Raw genomic sequence first — 17,574 nt, forward strand, 5'->3', positions numbered from 1 at the left:
TTCCTTATAAGCCGTAGCCAAATGGATATTGTTCGTTCACCGTTACCGGAAGCTTTCCTTCCGCCGTAAGTCGGCCATATAAGACCTTAAGTGCTGCATCGATCGAATATACACAGTCGCCGTATGTGCAAATGCAATTGCCCGGCGGCGTCATTTTCCGCAAAATATAGGGACTTCCAAATAAGAGCAATGCCGCCTCAGGATCATGCCGCTTGATCGATTCGATCAATGCAAGCTGGGAGTCCGGAACCGTACCGCTCCCTTCTTTGTAGGACAACACGCGGACGAATGTCGCATATACGACATGCTCGTAGGGGCGTGCCGCAAGCGCTTGCCCAACGTTGGCGAAGTCCTCTTCTGTCGGATGCTCTCGGACAAGCAGCATGTCGAGATCACTTACATATTTCTTCATTTGCTCGCGGAGGTAGGAAGTTTTGCCTTTGACAACATACCCGAGGTCCTCCGCCTCCAATCCTTCTTCTTCGCCAATCGTTGCAATGATCAACGTTGATTTTTTGGAAAACGGCAACGAGGCCGCCTCCAACACCGTAACGGACTTGTCAGCGATTTCAGCTGAAACGGCCGCGTGCTCCGGGGAATTGACGACGATCGACGCTTCCTCCGTCGAGATCGGGCGATGCTCGAGCAACTGGAGCTTTTCTTTGATCTCTAATATACGTTTAACGGACGAATCGATCTGATCGATATGAATCTCTCCGGACTGCACCGCAGCGTAAAGCGCTTGAAACGTAATTTCAGGATCTGTCTCGTAGTCTTGCAGAATAATATCATGGCCGGCTTTCACCGCTAACACGGCTGCCCGCTCGATACCGTATTCCACCTTGATGCCGCGCATGGTCAAGCTATCGGAGATGAGCAGCCCCTCGAACCCGAGCTCGTCTCGCAGCAGGTCGGTCATGATCGCCCTCGACAGCGTGGCGGGTACGCGCTCTTCATCCGGGCCTAGCAGCGCCGGATACAGAATATGCGCGGTCATGATGCCGAGCAGTCCCTCGGCAATCAGCTCCCGGTACGGCGCCAGCTCCAGCTCCAACAGGGAAGCTTTATCCCGCGTCACGACGGGCATCGATACATGGGAGTCCTCCTGCGTATCACCATGTCCGGGAAAATGCTTAGCAGTCGGAACGACACCCTCCTCCTGCATACCGCGAACCACTTCCCCAGCAAGCGAAGCGACGAGCTCCGTCCGGTCGCTGATCGCACGCGTATTGATGATCGGGTTGTCGGGATTGGAGTTGACGTCGACCGTCGGATTGCTTACGACGCCGAAGCCGATAGAACGGGCTTCTCTCGCAATGCAGCGCCCCATTTGATATGCCAACTCCTTAGAGCGGGTCGCGCCGAGCGCCATCAACGTCGGAAACGGAGTGCCGAAATTGAACGTGTCGGCAAGGCCGTGCTCCGCATCCAAATAAAAGAGAATCGGAGCGGTGGATTGCGCATGGCACTCATTGACCCACGAGACGATATCTTCCAGCTCACGCGAACCCTTGATCGTCAGCATGACGGCCCCCACGCCGCCTAATCGGCCTTCTGCGTTCATTTGTTTCGCTTTTTGCGCGTAGTCATGTCCTCTAACCACGATCATCTGCGCGATTTTTTGCGCAAGCGTCAGACGCTTTAACCACTTCTCGGCATTGGTTTCCACCTGCATCCTCTATCCATCCCTTCTATTTTGCTGTGTCCGCCAGACGAAGCGCTAAATCGGCCTTCGCAATTTGTCCGACGATGATATCTTCGATTTCCGGTAAAAAGATGCCGCTGAACGTACCACCGATATGGTTATAGTCGACTTCATAGCCGCCTTCGCTGATCATTTTGCGGGTGGGGACATAGAAGGTAACGCCGTTCGAATAACCGAGAACGATCGTTTTCCCGCCAGGGAATAGCTTCTTGAGCATGATCGAGTACTCGGTCGATATTTCCCCTTCCATCGCAATCAGGCGCGTCTCCTCGTCAAGCTGCCAGACACTGATATAAATCGATGTCCGATCCTTCGTAAGGCCTTCCTTCATGAACTCGATTTTGCGCTTCGCCCCTCTTCGCCGAACTTCGCCAATTGCCGGATTGCCCACGATGTTTTCGAAAAATTCGATTGGCGTTTGCTCCATAAGTAGGTTTGCTTCAACCAAAATCGTCTTGAAGACACCTTCGATCGGGTTAAACTTCTGCTCCTCCAGCACACGAATGATGTCTTTGGCCAGATCCACGCCCGCCTCCTCCATTTGCGCGAAGTTACAGCTGATAAAATCGTCGTCGACCGCGCATTTCAGCGGCTTGATTTCGGCGGCGCAGCCCTGCAGAAACACAGCAGTCACGCCCGGGTAGGTTTCTTCGAGATAGCTGTTCGTTTTTCCGGGATAATCGTTCGAAATCAAATAATTGTCCGAGCTCATCGAGGTCGGATGACAGCCGTAGCTATACAGAATGCCCTTGAGATCGTTCGTCTGATCGACTAACTTCAGCACGAAAAGATCATGATCAATCTCGACATCGTAGGCTGGCTTCCACAGGACGCCTCTGTCTGTCAGTTTTCTGCGGCTGACACCGAATACGGAGGTTCCACGCGCGAGCTGAAGCTGACCTTCCTCCAAATGAGAATAGCATTCGTTCACGAGGCCCACGATCGTATCGCGAATAAAGTTGTAATCAATCGCGCTTCGGTAAACCACGCTGTTCGTGCTCGCATTTCCTTCCCCTCTTGCGGCAATGGCATGGTGCGTATGAGAAAAATTGATGAGCACTTCGTCATGCTTCAGTTCGAACGTATGTTCTAGCGTACTTTTAATCCCATCGATGAAGCTACGATCGCCCCCCGACAAATCCAAGGTAATGATGAGAAGCGTTTTGTTTGCCTGCAGAAGCACAGCCTTCGCATAAACAGGATCGTGGATCCCCTCACTTTCGTGCGTCCGATCTCCGAAGCCGGACATAAAAACAGGAGTTTGCGGCGTGATATCCGCTCTGGACATGCCAAATTTCATACGTATCCACCCTTTACATAAGTTTTATAGGGAAACAGTAGGAGGCAGCACAAGGATTATGCCCTGCCCCCTTCTGAAACTCACTCCGTGATTTCTCCGTTAGATTTACAGCGATTGCGAGATGGAGGCGTTATCGCCTGCCGATGAAGCGGTTGAACCGGGATACGAAATCTTATACGACTTAGCACCGCCATGGTACGTCGTATCGTATGCGCCGGTGAACGGAGAATTTGATTCACTGTAGGACCAGCCCGTCGTCCCCTCGAAGTCTGTGTTCGTAATCGTCTTTCCGCTCACCGAAACGTCGTCAACGTAGAGGGAAATCGGGTAGTTCGTGACGCCATTCTTGCTGATCATCCTGAACTGCAGTGTAAAGCTCGAACTTGACGGGTTTATCGTGATGGTATGCGACTGCCACACCGTCGCATCCGCCGTTACGTCGCTTTCCCAAACGACTACGCCGTCCACCAGCGCCTGTTTATACCAATAAGTCGAAGTGGTACCTGCTTCGCTGTCCTTCTCCCAGAATATCAGCGTCCGACTGTTGGTCGTCACCGACTGCGAGATCGAGGCGTTATCGCCTGCAGAAGTAGCGGTTGAACCGGGATACGAAATCTTATATGACTTGGCTCCGCCATGGAACGTCGTATCATATGCGCCGGTGAACGGAGAACTTGCCGGGGTTTCGCTGTAGGTCCAGCCGGTCGTCCCCTCTAAGTCCGCGTTCGTGATCGTCGCTCCGCTCACCGAAACATCGTCGACGTACAGGGAAATCGGGTAATTGGTGACAGCCTTCTTGCTGATCAGCCTAAACTGCAATGAAAAGGTCGGATTGGACGGATTGATCGTTACTGTATGCGACTGCCACGCCGTCCCGTCTGCCGTTACGTCGCTTTCCCAGACGACCACGCCGTCCACCAGTGCCTGTTTATACCAGTAAGTAGAGGTTGAACCTGCTTCACTGTCTTTCTCCCAGAACGTCAGCGACTTGTTGCCGGATGCACCGTATTCATAAGCCCCAATGTCAGGTGACGAGTCACGGTTATTCCCGTCAAAATCTACAGAAGGTGCATTCGTCGTGCTTCCCGCGTCTTTTGCCGGAGAGGTGGAAATAAGCTTGTAATCATGTCCTGCGCTGTTCACGAATGATGGATTTTGCCCTGTTATGTTGTGGGTACCGTGCGTCATCGCAGTTGGGTACCAATAGTAGGTGGTACCGTTTAACAGATTGTAATCGTAGGTGTTGCTTGAACCCACAGTCCCGGATAAGTCAATGCCATAAGTAGTGCCGGAATTGCTGTTCTGCACGATGTTATTGGATACATAGACATTGTCAGCTGAACAACCCCAACTTTCTACGGTGCAGGCTTTGTATCCACCGCTGGTACCATTGGTGGCGCCTACTACGATGCCGAACTTATGGTCGACAACTGTGTTTCCCACAATTGTGACCTGATGGGCATCATGCCATAGATGAATGCCTGCCCCACCTGGATTGTTATAGACAACGTTGTTCGTTACAGTCGCTCTTGTGCTGATGTAAATACTTTGGACATAACCGCAAGTTCCATTGCCGATGTCGTGAACTCTATTGGCGGTAACTACCGTACCTACCATGAAGCTAGTGGTGGTCGTGTTGTAATCGGTGATGTTAATGCCGGCGCCTCCACCGCTGTCGCAAAATGATTGCATGATATTGTGGACATCGTTATTCTTTATCGTGACGTACGAACCTTGATTTAAAAGGCCGTTTCTTGCCTTAGCGCCTGTGCCGTCAATTTCGAATCCATCGATAACGACATTGTTTCCCCAGTTCTCCCAAATGTTAAATTCTTTGGTGGAGTCCGTAGGTAGGATGGTAGCTTGATAGGGTCCATCGATGGACACATAGTTGATATTGTTCTTTGTTGTTTTGAACCCTGCCGATGATGTGCCTACCGTATACGTCCCCGCTTTGACTTTAATGGTGTCGCCTGAAGACGCGACGGTATACGCTTTGCCGATTGTTGCGTATGGATGTGCCTGCGAACCGTCGCCCGGAGACGAATCGTTGCCTACAGGCGACGGCGCTACCCAAATGTCCGCTGCGGCAAAAGCTTTCAGCGGCACCATCATGAGCAGGCTGAACATCATCGTCAGACACAAGAAGACGGCCGAAACTTTTCCAAGCCCCAATTTCCTTTCAACATAACCATTCATCAACATACGTTTCCTCCTTCAGGTTTAAAAACATCTTTTCCCTGCCAATTCACGGATGTCCGACTGTCTTCAGCGAGCCGGTTAAATCGCTACATCATTCTCACCCCTTTCTAATTGAATTTTGAATGTGCTTCGAAGTCCCCCTAGTTGTCTATTGTTGATTTTTTGATCGATCGTGAGGTATGGATACGGTGGCCGAAGACGACGTTTGATGACCTGCTTGGTCGACGGCTGTATACGTGATCGTATAAATCCGTCCGGTTCCGTTCCCGTTGCGTCCCGCCCTCAATTGGAAAGTAACGTCCGACGAGCCGATATTTGCGACAATGTCCCCATCGCTATCTGGTTCATTGCTGGTGATCGAGGTTAAGGTAACCGCCGCTAAGCCAGAAGCCGTGTCGACCGCGTTCGGCTGCGCATGGATGGTCACCATCTTGTGGTTGGCAGGCCACAGTGTCGACGGGTCCAGCGTAACGGTTAAGCCTGGCGCCATTTGGTCGATCTTGATCGGTAGCAGCTTCGCCTGTTCCACGTTGCCCGCTGCGTCGATTGAACGGTAAGCGAGGGTATGGGCACCATCTGCCGAGATTGCGATCGGTCCGCTGTACGCTGCCCAATCCACAGTATCGTCCAGACGATACTCTAACCGGTTAACACCCGTATCGCCGTCCGCCGCACTTAAGCTAATATTCACGACGGACGTAAACCATCCGTTATGGGAGTCACCCTGTACCGCTGCGATCGTTACTGGCGGTGTGGTATCGGGCAACGCGAGCAGCTCCAGATCGATGATCCCCATTTTGTAATTGGTGGCTTCCTCGTTCTTCCCGATATTCTCGAAAGTAAGCTGATGAACACCTTTCGTCAGCAGCGTCGACCCGATCGGCTCGAACACTGTTCCTTTTCCCGTCGAACCGTAGAAGTTATAGTCAGAAAGTGGCTGACCGTCCAGCCTGATCGTATACTTGCCATAGCTGGTAGCCTTGAAGGCCGTCATGCGAAGCTGGTAAAGGTGAGTTTCCGGCACATCCACACCGAATGTGATGGATTGCCCTGCAGCATTGGCCTCGAATTGCAGCGTTGGTGCGTAGATGATCGTGCCAGTGGTCTTGGCGATGATCGGCAACTTAGTGAACCCATATACGACCGATAAGCCAGGTTGCACGGTAATTGTGAATGAGGCCGAATGCGTTGCTCCGTTCAGCGTCACGTTGGCTGTCATTTCGGCTGTCCCCGGGGATACCGCCGTGACGAGTCCCGCTGTGCTGACGGTTGCGACTGCGGCGTTATTGCTATGGTAGGCGATGGTAGACGTCTTTAGCGATGTCGGCTTCCCATTTGTCGATGTTCCCGAAACGGTCAGCTGCATTATCTGTCCCTTGACTAGAGAGCTGACCGGAGCGGAAAGCGCGACGGATGCAATCGTTGGCGTAGCGATGGTGACGGGCTTATTCGTCCGTTTCGTTACACCGTCCAACGTCACATCAACATTGAGCGTGTCCGTTCCACTATTCAGTCCCGTTACCAAACCGGTCGAGCTGACGGAAGCAATGGCGTTGCCTTTCATATAGTAGCGGATCGATGCGGCGCTCAGATTGGCGGCGCTGCCGTCGCTCATCAACCCGGATACCGAATACTTCTGGGTTTGCCCGATTTCCGGCGTTGGATCACCCGTTTGCAGCGCAATGGACTGCAAACGCTCCGCCACTTTGATCTGAACCGCACTGCTCTTCGGTGTCCCATTTCCGCCGATGACAGCTGTGATCGTCGCGACGCCGTTCGAGACGGCTGTGACAAGTCCATTATCGCTAACTACGGCGACGGCTGGATTGTCGCTCGTATACTGCGCACCGCTCAAATTGGAGGACGATACAATTTGCGTTGTTTCCCCCATTCGAAGCGCACGAGATACCGCCTGAATCGTAAAGCTGTTCGGATCATATTCATAAGCCCCGATATCGAAGCCGGTGCCCTGCGGCCGTTGTTTCCCATCCAAATCGACCGCAGGCGCATCATCCGGCACCCCCGCGTCGAGAGCTGGCGATGTATATTTCAGGTGATAATTGCCACCGCCAGCCGGGTCGTAATGCACAAACTGCGGATCGGCTGTAATTGTACCGACAGCCGTTAAGCCATTCTGCAGACTCAAGTCGTAAGTACTGTTTTGGAAAATAAGATTGTTTGTGTATGTATTATTTGTTCCGGTTTTCCCCTGCTCTGAGATCCCATAACTGTTGTCAATACGATGTTATTCGACACATGAACATCATCGGCCGGGCCTTGCGTATGCCAGAAGTCACCACCGCCGATGACCATGCCAAACCAAGAAGAGAAAACGGTGTTGTTCGCAATCGTTACATGATTGGCGTCATGCCATAGGTGAATAGCAGCACCGCCGTTCTGGTAGACAAGGTTATTCTTCACCGTACCTGACGTGCTGACATAGATGCCCTGTATGTAACTACAGCCGGCGTAGCCGATGTTATGGACGATGTTGCCGCTGATTTCTGTTTCCACACCATAATGATAATAATCGGTGTTAATAGCCGCTCCGCCACTCCCCGTGCATGGGATGTTCGTTGCAATATCGTGGACGTGATTGTTCTTGATCGCTACATAAGAACCTTCATTATATAAGCCGTTGCGCGTGTCGCTGCCGTTCCCATCCACCTCGAAGCCGTCGATATCCACATAGCTGCCCTGATTATCCCAGACATAGCCACTGGCGTTCACGGCAGGTGGTACAAGACGCGCTCCCCACAATGTATCGGACACATACCTGATTCTGGCAGAAGCCGTCCCGCTCGCTTTCGTCTGATAACCGCCCGTGTACGTCCCCGGCGCGACATGAACGGTGGTGCCTGGCGCCGCAACTTGGGACGCTTTAAGGATCGTTAGAAAGGGCTGCGCTTGTGTGCCGGGATTGGAATCGCTGCCTGTTGCGGAAACATAATAATCCGTTGCGGCTGCATTCGCCTTCGGCTCACCCGTAAAGGCTAGACTGCAAATGATGGCAAGGCCTAAGCTTCCCGTAATAATTTTTCGGACGAACATGAATTCACTCTCCTCATCATTCCTTTATGGCGCCTATCATAACGCCCTTCACAAAGAACTTTTGCAAGTAAGGATAAAGAATGAGTATCGGACCCGTGGCCACGATGATCGTCGCATACTTGATCGTCAGCGCGACCTGCAACTTATCCCCGCTGGAATCCGCCGTCATGCTGTCTGTGCTGTTGCTAATGAGGATCTCCCTTAAGATCAGCTGCAACGGATAATGCGTGCGGTCCCGCAAATAAATGAGCGCACCGAACCAGGAATTCCAATGGGCGACGCCGTAAAACAAGATCATGACGGCTACGACAGGCAGCGACAGCGGAAGCACAATACGGAACAAAATCGTGAAATCGTTCGCTCCGTCCATTCGCGCCGATTCCTCGAGGCTGACGGGTATCGCTTGAAAAGCGGTTCGCATAATAATCAAATTGAAGGAGCCTACGGCCACCGGGATGATGAGCGCCCACAAGGTGTCGAGCATGCCGAGGCTGGTCACAAGAATGTAATTCGGAATCAAGCCACCGCCAAAAAACATCGTAAACACGATCAAAAACATAATGCCGTTTTTAAGCATGACATTCTGTCTGGAAAGCACATAGGCTCCCAGCGAGGTCATGATGATGTTGAGCGTCGTACCAACGACCACGATGAACAGCGTGTTCAAGTAACCCGATCGAATGATCGGATTTTGAAAAACTGCTTTATATGAGTTCAGGTTGAAACCGTGCGGCAGCCAGATCAACCCGCGTGTACGCGCCACCCATGCTGGGTCGCTGATCGAGGAGATGAACACGTACCAGAACGGATATAAGGTGAAAAACACGAGCAGCAGCATAAAAAGGACATTGCCGATATCAAAAATTCGTTCTCCCGTGGACCGCCTAATCATCGCGTTTCCCCCCTTCTACCAAAGTTTTGTTTCTGTTACGCGTTTGCTGAGCGCATTCGCCATCACGAGAAGTATAAAGTTAATGACAGAGTTAAATAATCCGATTGCGGCGCTGTAGCTGAAGTTAGCCTCCAATATGCCCTTTCGGTAAACATAGGTACCGATCACATCTGCCGATTCATAGGTGGCTGTATTATACAAGAGCAGTATTTTATCGGTATTCACCGACATCAGACTGCCGATTTGCAGAATCAAAATGATGATAATAGTCGGCATAATGCCGGGCAACGTGATATGGTAGCTCATCTTCAGCCGACTAGCCCCATCGACTTTCGCCGCTTCGTAGAGCGAAGGGTCAATGTTCGCCATCGCAGCCAAATAGATGATGGTGCCCCATCCGACGTTCTGCCAGACGCCTGAGCTGACGAATATCGCGCGAAACCATTCGGGCTTGCTCAGATACGCCACCTTCTCCATGCCGAACAGGAAATGCAGTATGTTGGTAAGCAAACCGTCTCTCGCCAAGAAATCGACAATAAAGCCAACCACGACGACGATTGAGATAAAGTACGGCAGGTAAGCGATCGTTTGCACGATCCGTTTAAACAAAGCGCTGCGAAGCTCGTTCAGCAGGAACGCCAGTACAATCGGGGCCGTAAATTGAAAAATGAGTTCGTAGAAGCTGATGATCAGCGTATTCCGAATCAGCCTTCCGAAATAAAAGCTATGGAAAAACTCGTTAAAATATTTAAAACCTACCCAATCGCTGTGCCATATGCCCGTGCCCGGTGAATAGTTCTTAAAAGCGATCTGGATGCCATACATCGGAACGTAATGGAACAATAAATAATAGATGACAACCGGCAATACCATGAGATACAGATAACGATTCACTTTCAAATCCCGCTTCAACCGATAGCCGTATTTCGTTCGGTCTACTTTCGGGAGCGTCGTCACCGCCTTCGATCCAAGCTGCATAGACGATTCCTCCTAGTACGAAGGAGGAAGGGAAATCCGCATCACATAACGGACTTCCGCCTCCTTCATCTGCATGATGCTTACGATTTCTTCATGTATCTTTCGTACTGCGCTTGATAAATTTTCGTAGCGTCTTCGATCCCCAGCTTTTTGAGCGTAGCGATGAACTCGTCAAATTTTGAAAGCGGCTCTTGGCCCATAATGAACTTGTTGATCATTTCGTACTGGTACGTCCGCAGATCCGTCATAATGGACGCGATTTTAGCCTGCTCATCCGAATTGAGATTGGACGGCATGAATTTCGAGTGATCCGCCTTCGTCCACTCTCTCATGGCACTTTGCGTATCAGGGTCTGGATGCCACTGCAGATCGGCGTCTTCATCCGCTTGAAACGGACCGCTGGAGGCCACAATCGTATATATGCCGAGCGCTTGCGTGATCGATAATTTGTTCGGATTTTTCGTAATCGTCTCTGTGTATTTCGGCTTCCCGTTATCAAGTGTATAGCTTTGACCTTCTACACCGAAGTTGTACAGGATCTTGCCTTCCTTGCTGTAACCATAATCGAGCCATGCTGCAATCTGTTCCGGATTTTTGGCCGAAGTGGTGATGGCTACGCCGATGCCGCTCCATTGGGCGGTGGATGCGCCAGCTGATACCGCCAGCTCGCCCTTATTAAGAGATGGGACCTGAACGCCGATTAATTTGAAGCTCGAGTTCGGATCCTGCTGCCGCTTGAGCTGCAAATACCCACCTAATCCGCTTCCGCCCCAGCCGGCTTGCGCGCCGATAATATCGTTCAGTGTCTTACTGTCTCTAAGCTTGACATCCGAGGTTAAATAATCCTTGTCGATTAAGCCTTGAGTGTACCAGCGATTCATCAGCGTCAAGTAATCCTTGAACTTCGGCTGGTATGGGCCGTATTTGACCACGCCGTTTTCCTGGTAGAAAGCGGCGTTGAGGCCGTATGCGCCGAGGAACGGATAGCTCGTTTCGTAATCCGTCTGGCGGTAGAAATAAGGGACTTCATCCTTTTTGCCGTTGCCGTTCGGGTCCCCGTCGCGGAAAGCTGTCAGAACCTTCTCCCAATCGTCAACTGTCGTTGGCGGCTGAAGTTTGAGCTTATCGAGCCAATCCTTACGCAAAAACAAACCGTGAAATGTAAATACCGGATTGTCTTCGCCTACGAACGGGAATGCGTATATATTGCCGTCGTCGCTGGTTAGCTGACGCTTCAAATCGGGCTTATCCTTAAGCATTTTCGATAAATTGGGGGCATATTTGTCGATAATCTCATTCAAACGGAGGATCTTGCCGTCCTTGATCGCTTTGTCTGGGGAATTCGCTTTCCACGCGTAACCCATAACATCGGGAAGCTTACCGGTCGCCATCATCAAATTGAATTGATCCTTAACCTGTTGCTCGCCTGCGGGTGGATGCTGAAACTCTACCTTCGTCCCCGTAATCTTCTCTAGTTGTTTGTAGATGCCCATCTCGCCGTAATTTTTGATCGAAACCGCCGCATCCGTATCCATCGTGGTCCAATAAGAGAATGAAGCCGGATATTTCGGACCCGAGACCGTCTGGGCCGCCGTTGGTTTCGGGCTTTCGTTCGACGGACTCGCAGAGCCCTCTGCCGGTTTGTTGTCGTTGCTGCAGGCAACCACCAGCCCCCCAAGCATGGAAATTGAAAGTACTGCCGCAATCTGTTTCTTACGATTAAACTTCATACCGTGAACCCCCCTTAAATTGTGAATACGTGAGCTGTTCTGCTCGATTTCACTATATAAAGAGCATAGTCATATGCAAATAGCCTAAATTATATATGGGTTATCCGGATTAAGCATTGTTCTATTGAGAAGCCGGGAAGCCGCGTCACATATAGCTTTTTCGATTCCTGGGGAAAACTGTGCCGGCAAGAGAAAGTATAAAATAGACTCCTTTGCTTCATAGCCTCCTTCAGCAAGCTGCAGATCTGTCGGAATATAACCCACCATGCCGTTGCTGTAAGCGAGTGGAAGTACGCCACCAGGATGCAGATTCTTGACGAACAGACCGTACTCGACCATCACTTCTCCGTTCATCGCCAAGAAGACGAAATCGTCCGCGATCATAACCCGATTAAGCTTAAGCGGAATATGCGATGTGAGTCGTTTAGGATCCTCCAGCATTCGCCGGCCCCATGCCCCAGCCATGCCCGACTTGTCCGCCGACTGCTGCAGTTGCGGGACTTCTGGCACCGACTCGAATGGAAGCAGCACCTCAACGGCTTCCGCCTCGATCCGTCCGGGCGATAGCTGCCGCATCGGCTGTCGCAGCACCTGCAGAACGACGTCGGATAGCTGCGTGCCGAGCCGCCGAACGTCCTCATCGTCCCCACGGTAGAAGGCATCTCCGTTGATCAAAGCGGGACGGATATCGCCGCAGCAGCCCTGCAGGAAAGAGGCAATCGCCCCGCCTCCGATGGCCTGCTCCACGAGCTCCATTGCAATGCCTGGAAATTCCGAGCTAATGAGATTATGATCGGTTGTGGTCGGGTGGCAGGCGTAATGGAACAATACGCCTGCCGTTTCGTTCGTTCGCCTGCACCTGAATCGGATCACACTGACCTCCGGATCGATCGGCCCCGCCTCGTTCGGGGCCATGGTCATCACACCGCCTACGAGCCTACGGCGGTGAATGCCAAACCGGCATTCACCTTCTCCCCGCTCGATGGTGACGGGCTCCCGCTTCCGGTAGGCCTCTTCGACCGCTTCCAACAGGCAGTACTCCAAAGCCTCCACATAGCCGGTGTTTATAGGATCGAGAATATCGATCGTTCTCGGACCGCAGTGTGTATGGGTCGCATGCAGGATAATTGCCGCAGGTTCCAGACCGTAACGTTCGGATAAGAGGCGCTGGGCCGCTTCCGTCCGTTCCGTGCTCCACGCAAGAATATCCGCCTGCACCAGCAGTGCTTTCCTTGTCGTGCCGGAGGCTTCCGTTTGTTCAAAAAACCAAACCTTCATATATAACGGATGAGCAATACCTTCGAAATTGCCGTGCCGATGACCGAATCCGGCCAGCGGCATCGGGCTCTGCGGCGTAATATCCACCTTCGCTGTACCCAGCAGAAGCTCCATCATTTCCATACTCTTATCGACTCCTCGCTAATTTTGTAAAGGCCTGATCGGGATGAGGCCATCTCTACGACTATATAATGGAGGCGCTTCCCACCAAATAGTCCATTTTAAACATCGGTTATCCCCTTTACTTCTTCCAAAAACAAAAAAAGACGCCTGGGAGCGTCTTCTTTCTCACTTCTTCGAATATCGGTCGTATGCGGTCTGATTTATTCTAACAACTTCATGCAACCCGAGTTTATTTAACTTACGGACATAATCGTCGAACCCTGACAAAGGTTCCTTACCCATAATGAATTTATTGACCATTTCATCTTTATAGGTTAGAAGGTCGGCCATGATTGCTGCAAATTGCTCCTGCTCCCCTGCATTCAGCAGCCCATTCGGCAGCGCTTTCGAATGATCGGCTTGTGTCCACTTGACCATCGCGTCGGCCTGCTCGGGATCGGCATGCCATTGTTTGTCTGCATCCGAATCCGAAGCGAACGGACCGCTGGACGATTGTAGCGAGTAGTTCGACAGAGCCTGAGAAACTGTCAATCCTATGGGATTATGTAAAATCAGATCGGTATACTGAGGCTTTCCATTCGCTATGGTGTAGCTTTGACCTTCCACGCCGAAATTGTACAAGATCGCCCCCTCTTTACTGTAGCCGTAATCAAGCCATGCCGCAATGCGTTCCGGATGGTTCGCTTTTGCCGAGATGGCTGCACCGAGGCCAATAATGAGCGGTCTTGCTAGCGATACGGCCATTTCTCCTTCTTTGTGCACAGGGAATGGGACGCCGATCAGCTTAAAATCGGGCAACTTCTCCTTCATGGCCTGCATATAAGCGCCGAGTCCGCTGCCAGCCCAACCGGCCACCGCACCCAGTTGATTATCCAGCATCCTCCCATCCCTAATTTTGATGTCAGAGGTCAAATAATTGCGATCAATCAGCCCCTCTGCATACCATTTGTTCATCAAGGTCAGAAAACTCTTGAAGCCAGGCTGGGCGGGACCGTACTTGACCACGCCGTCATCCTGAAAGAAGCCTGTTGTAATGCCGAATGCTCCAATGAAGGGATAGCTCGTTTCCAAATCCGTCTGACGATAGAAAAACGGAATTTCGTCCTTCCGTCCGTTCCCGTTAGGATCCCCATCGCGAAAAGCCGTTAACACCTTCTCCCAGTCGTCGATTGTAACCGGCGTCTTCAAATGCAGTTTATCAAGCCAATCCTTGCGAAGCATTAACCCGTGGTACGCAAATACCGGAGGATCGTCGCCAATCGAGGGGAACATGTAAATATTCCCTTCGTCGCTCGTCAATTCTTTCCGAAGATATGGCTTCTCGTCCAGAAGTCTGGATAGGTTCGGCGCGTACCGTTCAATGAGCTCGTTTAACCGTACAATCTTTCCGTCTTGAATCGCTTTATCCGGACTATTCTTTGACCAATCCGTATAGATGACATCAGGCAGTTCGCCAGACGCCATTATCAAATGGAAATGATCCTGCGCCTGCTCTGCCCCTGCGGGCGGATGCAGGAAGGTGACCCTGGTTCCCGTGATTTTCGTCAACTGCTTGTATAGTCCCATTTCACCATAGTTTTTAAGTGTAACCGCCGCATCCGAATCCATTGGCACCCAGTAGGTAATCGAAGATAGGTATGGACTCGACTCTTCAAGCAGGGACTGCCCGGCCGGCGGCTTAGCGGTATCTTTACAGGCCGCGACCAGGCTGATCATCGCGCAGGCCAGCAACGCCGATTTCAGCAACGAGGCACCCCCCTTCCCTCGATATCGGAACATACGCCCATCCCCTTTCTTCCGCCTATCGACTCAGCATTTCGCGATACTTGCCTGGTGGCACGCCCTCCACCTTCTTAAAAAATCGGACGAAGCCGACCGCATTGGCATAGCCGACCTTGATCGCGATTTCCGCAATGGTGATAGTCGGATCGGATAACATGTTTTTCGCCTGCCGAATCCGTACGTTGGCGATATAGTCTGTAATATTTTCCCCGCTATGCCGCTTGAAGAACGTCGACAAATATTGAAGGCTAATTTGGAAATGATCAGCCATAGAAGCAAGGCTTAAGCCGTTTTCCGAATAATGCTCATCGATATAATGGCATATACGGTAATACAACCGATTTCCATGGTCGGTTTTTTCTTCTCGGGTAAACGTGCAAATCGTTTTGTAAATGTCTTTGGTTCTCTGAATCGCTTCCTCGGCAGTCGTACATTCAACCAAGACTCTCGCAGGATCGAACGAGCCCTCAAACGGCGACTTGTCGGCGAATTGCAAGCCATTCATCACCTTCACAACCGTGCTGAGCAGATCAATCAAAAGAAACTTCCCCATCTCCGGGGTCATGACGATCGATTGGAAATTTGCGATATAAATCTGATTTAGGAGTCGTTCTGCGCTCGTGAAATCGCCGCTCTTGGCAAAGTTCATCAGCTGGACTTCATCCTCCAGCTGATAATGGTAAAAGCGCGGCTCAAAGCCCGCTATTTCTTCATGATAGATGATCGCGTTAGAGCCCTTGATCATTCGATAGTCGAGTGCGATCAATGCCTCTCGATAGCATCGCCCGATTTCCTCAAGCCCCTTGTGGAATTGGCTGATGGCGATCGATATTTTCAAATGAAACCGATTGATCGCGGTTTTCTGCAGTTGGTCGATGAACTCCGACACTTCCTGCTTCATCGGTCCGGCCTTGGCGCTAACATTGAGTAGGATGGCCATACGGCTGCGATCCATCTCTACGATCAAACCTCTGCTGCCTAACAGCTCATTGCTTATATTGGACAGTATAAATCGCACGTGAGCCCATTCCTGCTCCGTATTATCCTTAATGAAATCGCGGCAATCCTCAATATCCAGCACGACTACACCGAAATAGTCGTATTCGAATTGAACGTCCATGAAGGCAAGGGAGTCGTCACTTAGCGACGATTCGTCAATGTGTCCCTTGATCAGTCGGGACAGGAAATTTGCCTGGATGACGGGCGCATGCCGTTTTAATGTTTGGCCCATTTCCTTATTCTCGCTAAATGTGCGGACGAAGGAATGTTTAATGTACTCGAGCTCATTCTCATCAATATCCTGCTTATGCGCGGTGTTCTCCTTCATAATGGTTTGGACGACATCACGAATCGGAGAGTAATTACGGTAGGCCATAATATAAGATGCAATAATTCCAGCAACGACGATCAGCAAGAGGAGTAGCAGCGCGATTTCCTTTACTGTGTTCACCTGCTTTAACACCACATGCATCGGTACGACCGAGACGAATTTCCAACCGTTCTGCCCTGTCGTGTAGGAAAGCATCATCGATTTATAGTTTTGCTGAAAGGTTTGGTACCCAGAGTCGTTTCCAAGCTGCGCAAACACCCCGCTTTCCAATGGGGGCTGCTTTGCCGTCGTCATGATAACCTGCCCGTGTTCGTCGAGAATATAAATCGAGCTTTGGTTCACCTTTTCAATCTGTTTAATCAGTCGGTCGAACTCCGCTTCATTGATGAGAATGACAATATTTCCCTTTACATTCACGGTTTCTCCAAACGGGAGGGACTGGACATACGTCAAGACGTTGGTGACCCGCTCGCCTTCTTTAATCGAAGTGACTGGCAAATACGTTTTGTAATGAGCTCCAGTTAACAGCGTATCTCTTACCCAAGCAGTGCCTTTTTCGTTAAAGTTGAGGATTTTATCAAAATAGAAGGAGGAATCGGCTTTGCCGGAGGAGGTGAGAATCATATCCGAATTTTTGAAGTAGACCATAAAATCATAGATGAAGCTGCTGGCTTTATTGACATTGCGGAAATCCTTCATGATGTCGGCCAAATCGAACTCGTTTTTCGTATAATCGCTTTCCAGGTTGCTGAGGGACCACTGAAGCTTCGGATTAAAGGCGAGCTGTACGGCCATGCTATCGACCTCTTTAAACCGGTCCTCCACAACGAGCGTGATCTGCTCGAGCAAGCCTAGATTCGTTCGGTTCGCATTGTCCACCATGATGCGCTCTACACGCTGATATAGATATACACCGGTCGTGACGGGAAAGAGGAGGATGGCGATATACGAGATAAGTATTGTAAGCAGGATACTTTTTCTTCGATTCGATTTACGCAGTCCATTCAACAGAAACCACCCTCCCTATTTCGTCATGTTTCGAGGAGAACATACTAATTACGACAAATTTAAAAACTATTCTGAATTGTCTGACTTTTAAGTCCGGATTGATTCATCTCGGACTTCCTATTCCAATATAATAACCTGCCTTCTTTCCGGAGACAAGACTATTTCTTCCAGATCTGCCCAATCGCAAAGAGCCGG

At 50.8% G+C, this 17,574-nt stretch carries 11 protein-coding genes; all 11 read right to left on the bottom strand.

The features are described 5' to 3' along the window. Positions 1-4 precede the first annotated feature (4 nt). Entirely contained in the window at positions 5-1,675 is a 1,671-nt protein-coding gene (locus tag AC58QM_RS28260; protein ID WP_497288128.1) for a glycoside hydrolase family 3 protein, read from the bottom strand. Positions 1,676-1,691: 16 nt separating this feature from the next. Beyond that, positions 1,692-3,005, bottom strand: a complete 1,314-nt coding sequence (locus AC58QM_RS28265; protein ID WP_497288129.1) for a neutral/alkaline non-lysosomal ceramidase N-terminal domain-containing protein — start codon at positions 3,003-3,005, stop codon at positions 1,692-1,694. Between the two features lie 105 nt (positions 3,006-3,110). Continuing rightward, positions 3,111-5,210 carry a choice-of-anchor Q domain-containing protein gene (locus AC58QM_RS28270; protein ID WP_497288130.1) on the bottom strand — a complete coding sequence of 700 codons (2,100 nt, stop codon included), beginning with the start codon at positions 5,208-5,210 and terminating at the stop codon, positions 3,111-3,113. 145 nt (positions 5,211-5,355) lie between these two features. Continuing rightward, positions 5,356-7,353 carry an Ig-like domain-containing protein gene (locus AC58QM_RS28275; protein ID WP_497288131.1) on the bottom strand — a complete coding sequence of 666 codons (1,998 nt, stop codon included), beginning with the start codon at positions 7,351-7,353 and terminating at the stop codon, positions 5,356-5,358. Then, positions 7,350-8,258: a right-handed parallel beta-helix repeat-containing protein gene (locus AC58QM_RS28280; protein ID WP_497288132.1), complete on the bottom strand. Its 909-nt coding sequence runs from the start codon at positions 8,256-8,258 to the stop codon at positions 7,350-7,352. Before AC58QM_RS28280 ends, AC58QM_RS28275 begins: the two co-directional genes overlap by 4 nt. A 16-nt stretch (positions 8,259-8,274) precedes the next feature. Continuing rightward, positions 8,275-9,150 (bottom strand): carbohydrate ABC transporter permease, encoded by an 876-nt coding sequence (locus tag AC58QM_RS28285; protein ID WP_497288133.1) that lies wholly within the window; start codon positions 9,148-9,150, stop codon positions 8,275-8,277. A gap of 15 nt (positions 9,151-9,165) precedes the next feature. After that, positions 9,166-10,128: an ABC transporter permease gene (locus AC58QM_RS28290; RefSeq protein WP_497288134.1), complete on the bottom strand. Its 963-nt coding sequence runs from the start codon at positions 10,126-10,128 to the stop codon at positions 9,166-9,168. 80 nt (positions 10,129-10,208) lie between these two features. After that, positions 10,209-11,858 (bottom strand): type 2 periplasmic-binding domain-containing protein, encoded by a 1,650-nt coding sequence (locus AC58QM_RS28295; RefSeq protein WP_497288135.1) that lies wholly within the window; start codon positions 11,856-11,858, stop codon positions 10,209-10,211. 84 nt (positions 11,859-11,942) lie between these two features. Beyond that, a complete protein-coding gene (locus AC58QM_RS28300; protein ID WP_497288136.1) occupies positions 11,943-13,259 on the bottom strand; it encodes a neutral/alkaline non-lysosomal ceramidase N-terminal domain-containing protein in 1,317 nt (438 codons plus the stop codon). Positions 13,260-13,424: 165 nt separating this feature from the next. Continuing rightward, positions 13,425-15,005 (bottom strand): extracellular solute-binding protein, encoded by a 1,581-nt coding sequence (locus AC58QM_RS28305; protein ID WP_497288137.1) that lies wholly within the window; start codon positions 15,003-15,005, stop codon positions 13,425-13,427. Between the two features lie 55 nt (positions 15,006-15,060). After that, positions 15,061-17,379 (bottom strand): helix-turn-helix domain-containing protein, encoded by a 2,319-nt coding sequence (locus AC58QM_RS28310; RefSeq protein ID WP_497288138.1) that lies wholly within the window; start codon positions 17,377-17,379, stop codon positions 15,061-15,063. Positions 17,380-17,574: the final 195 nt, after the last annotated feature.

This window comes from Paenibacillus sp. J22P165, from assembly GCF_059692015.1.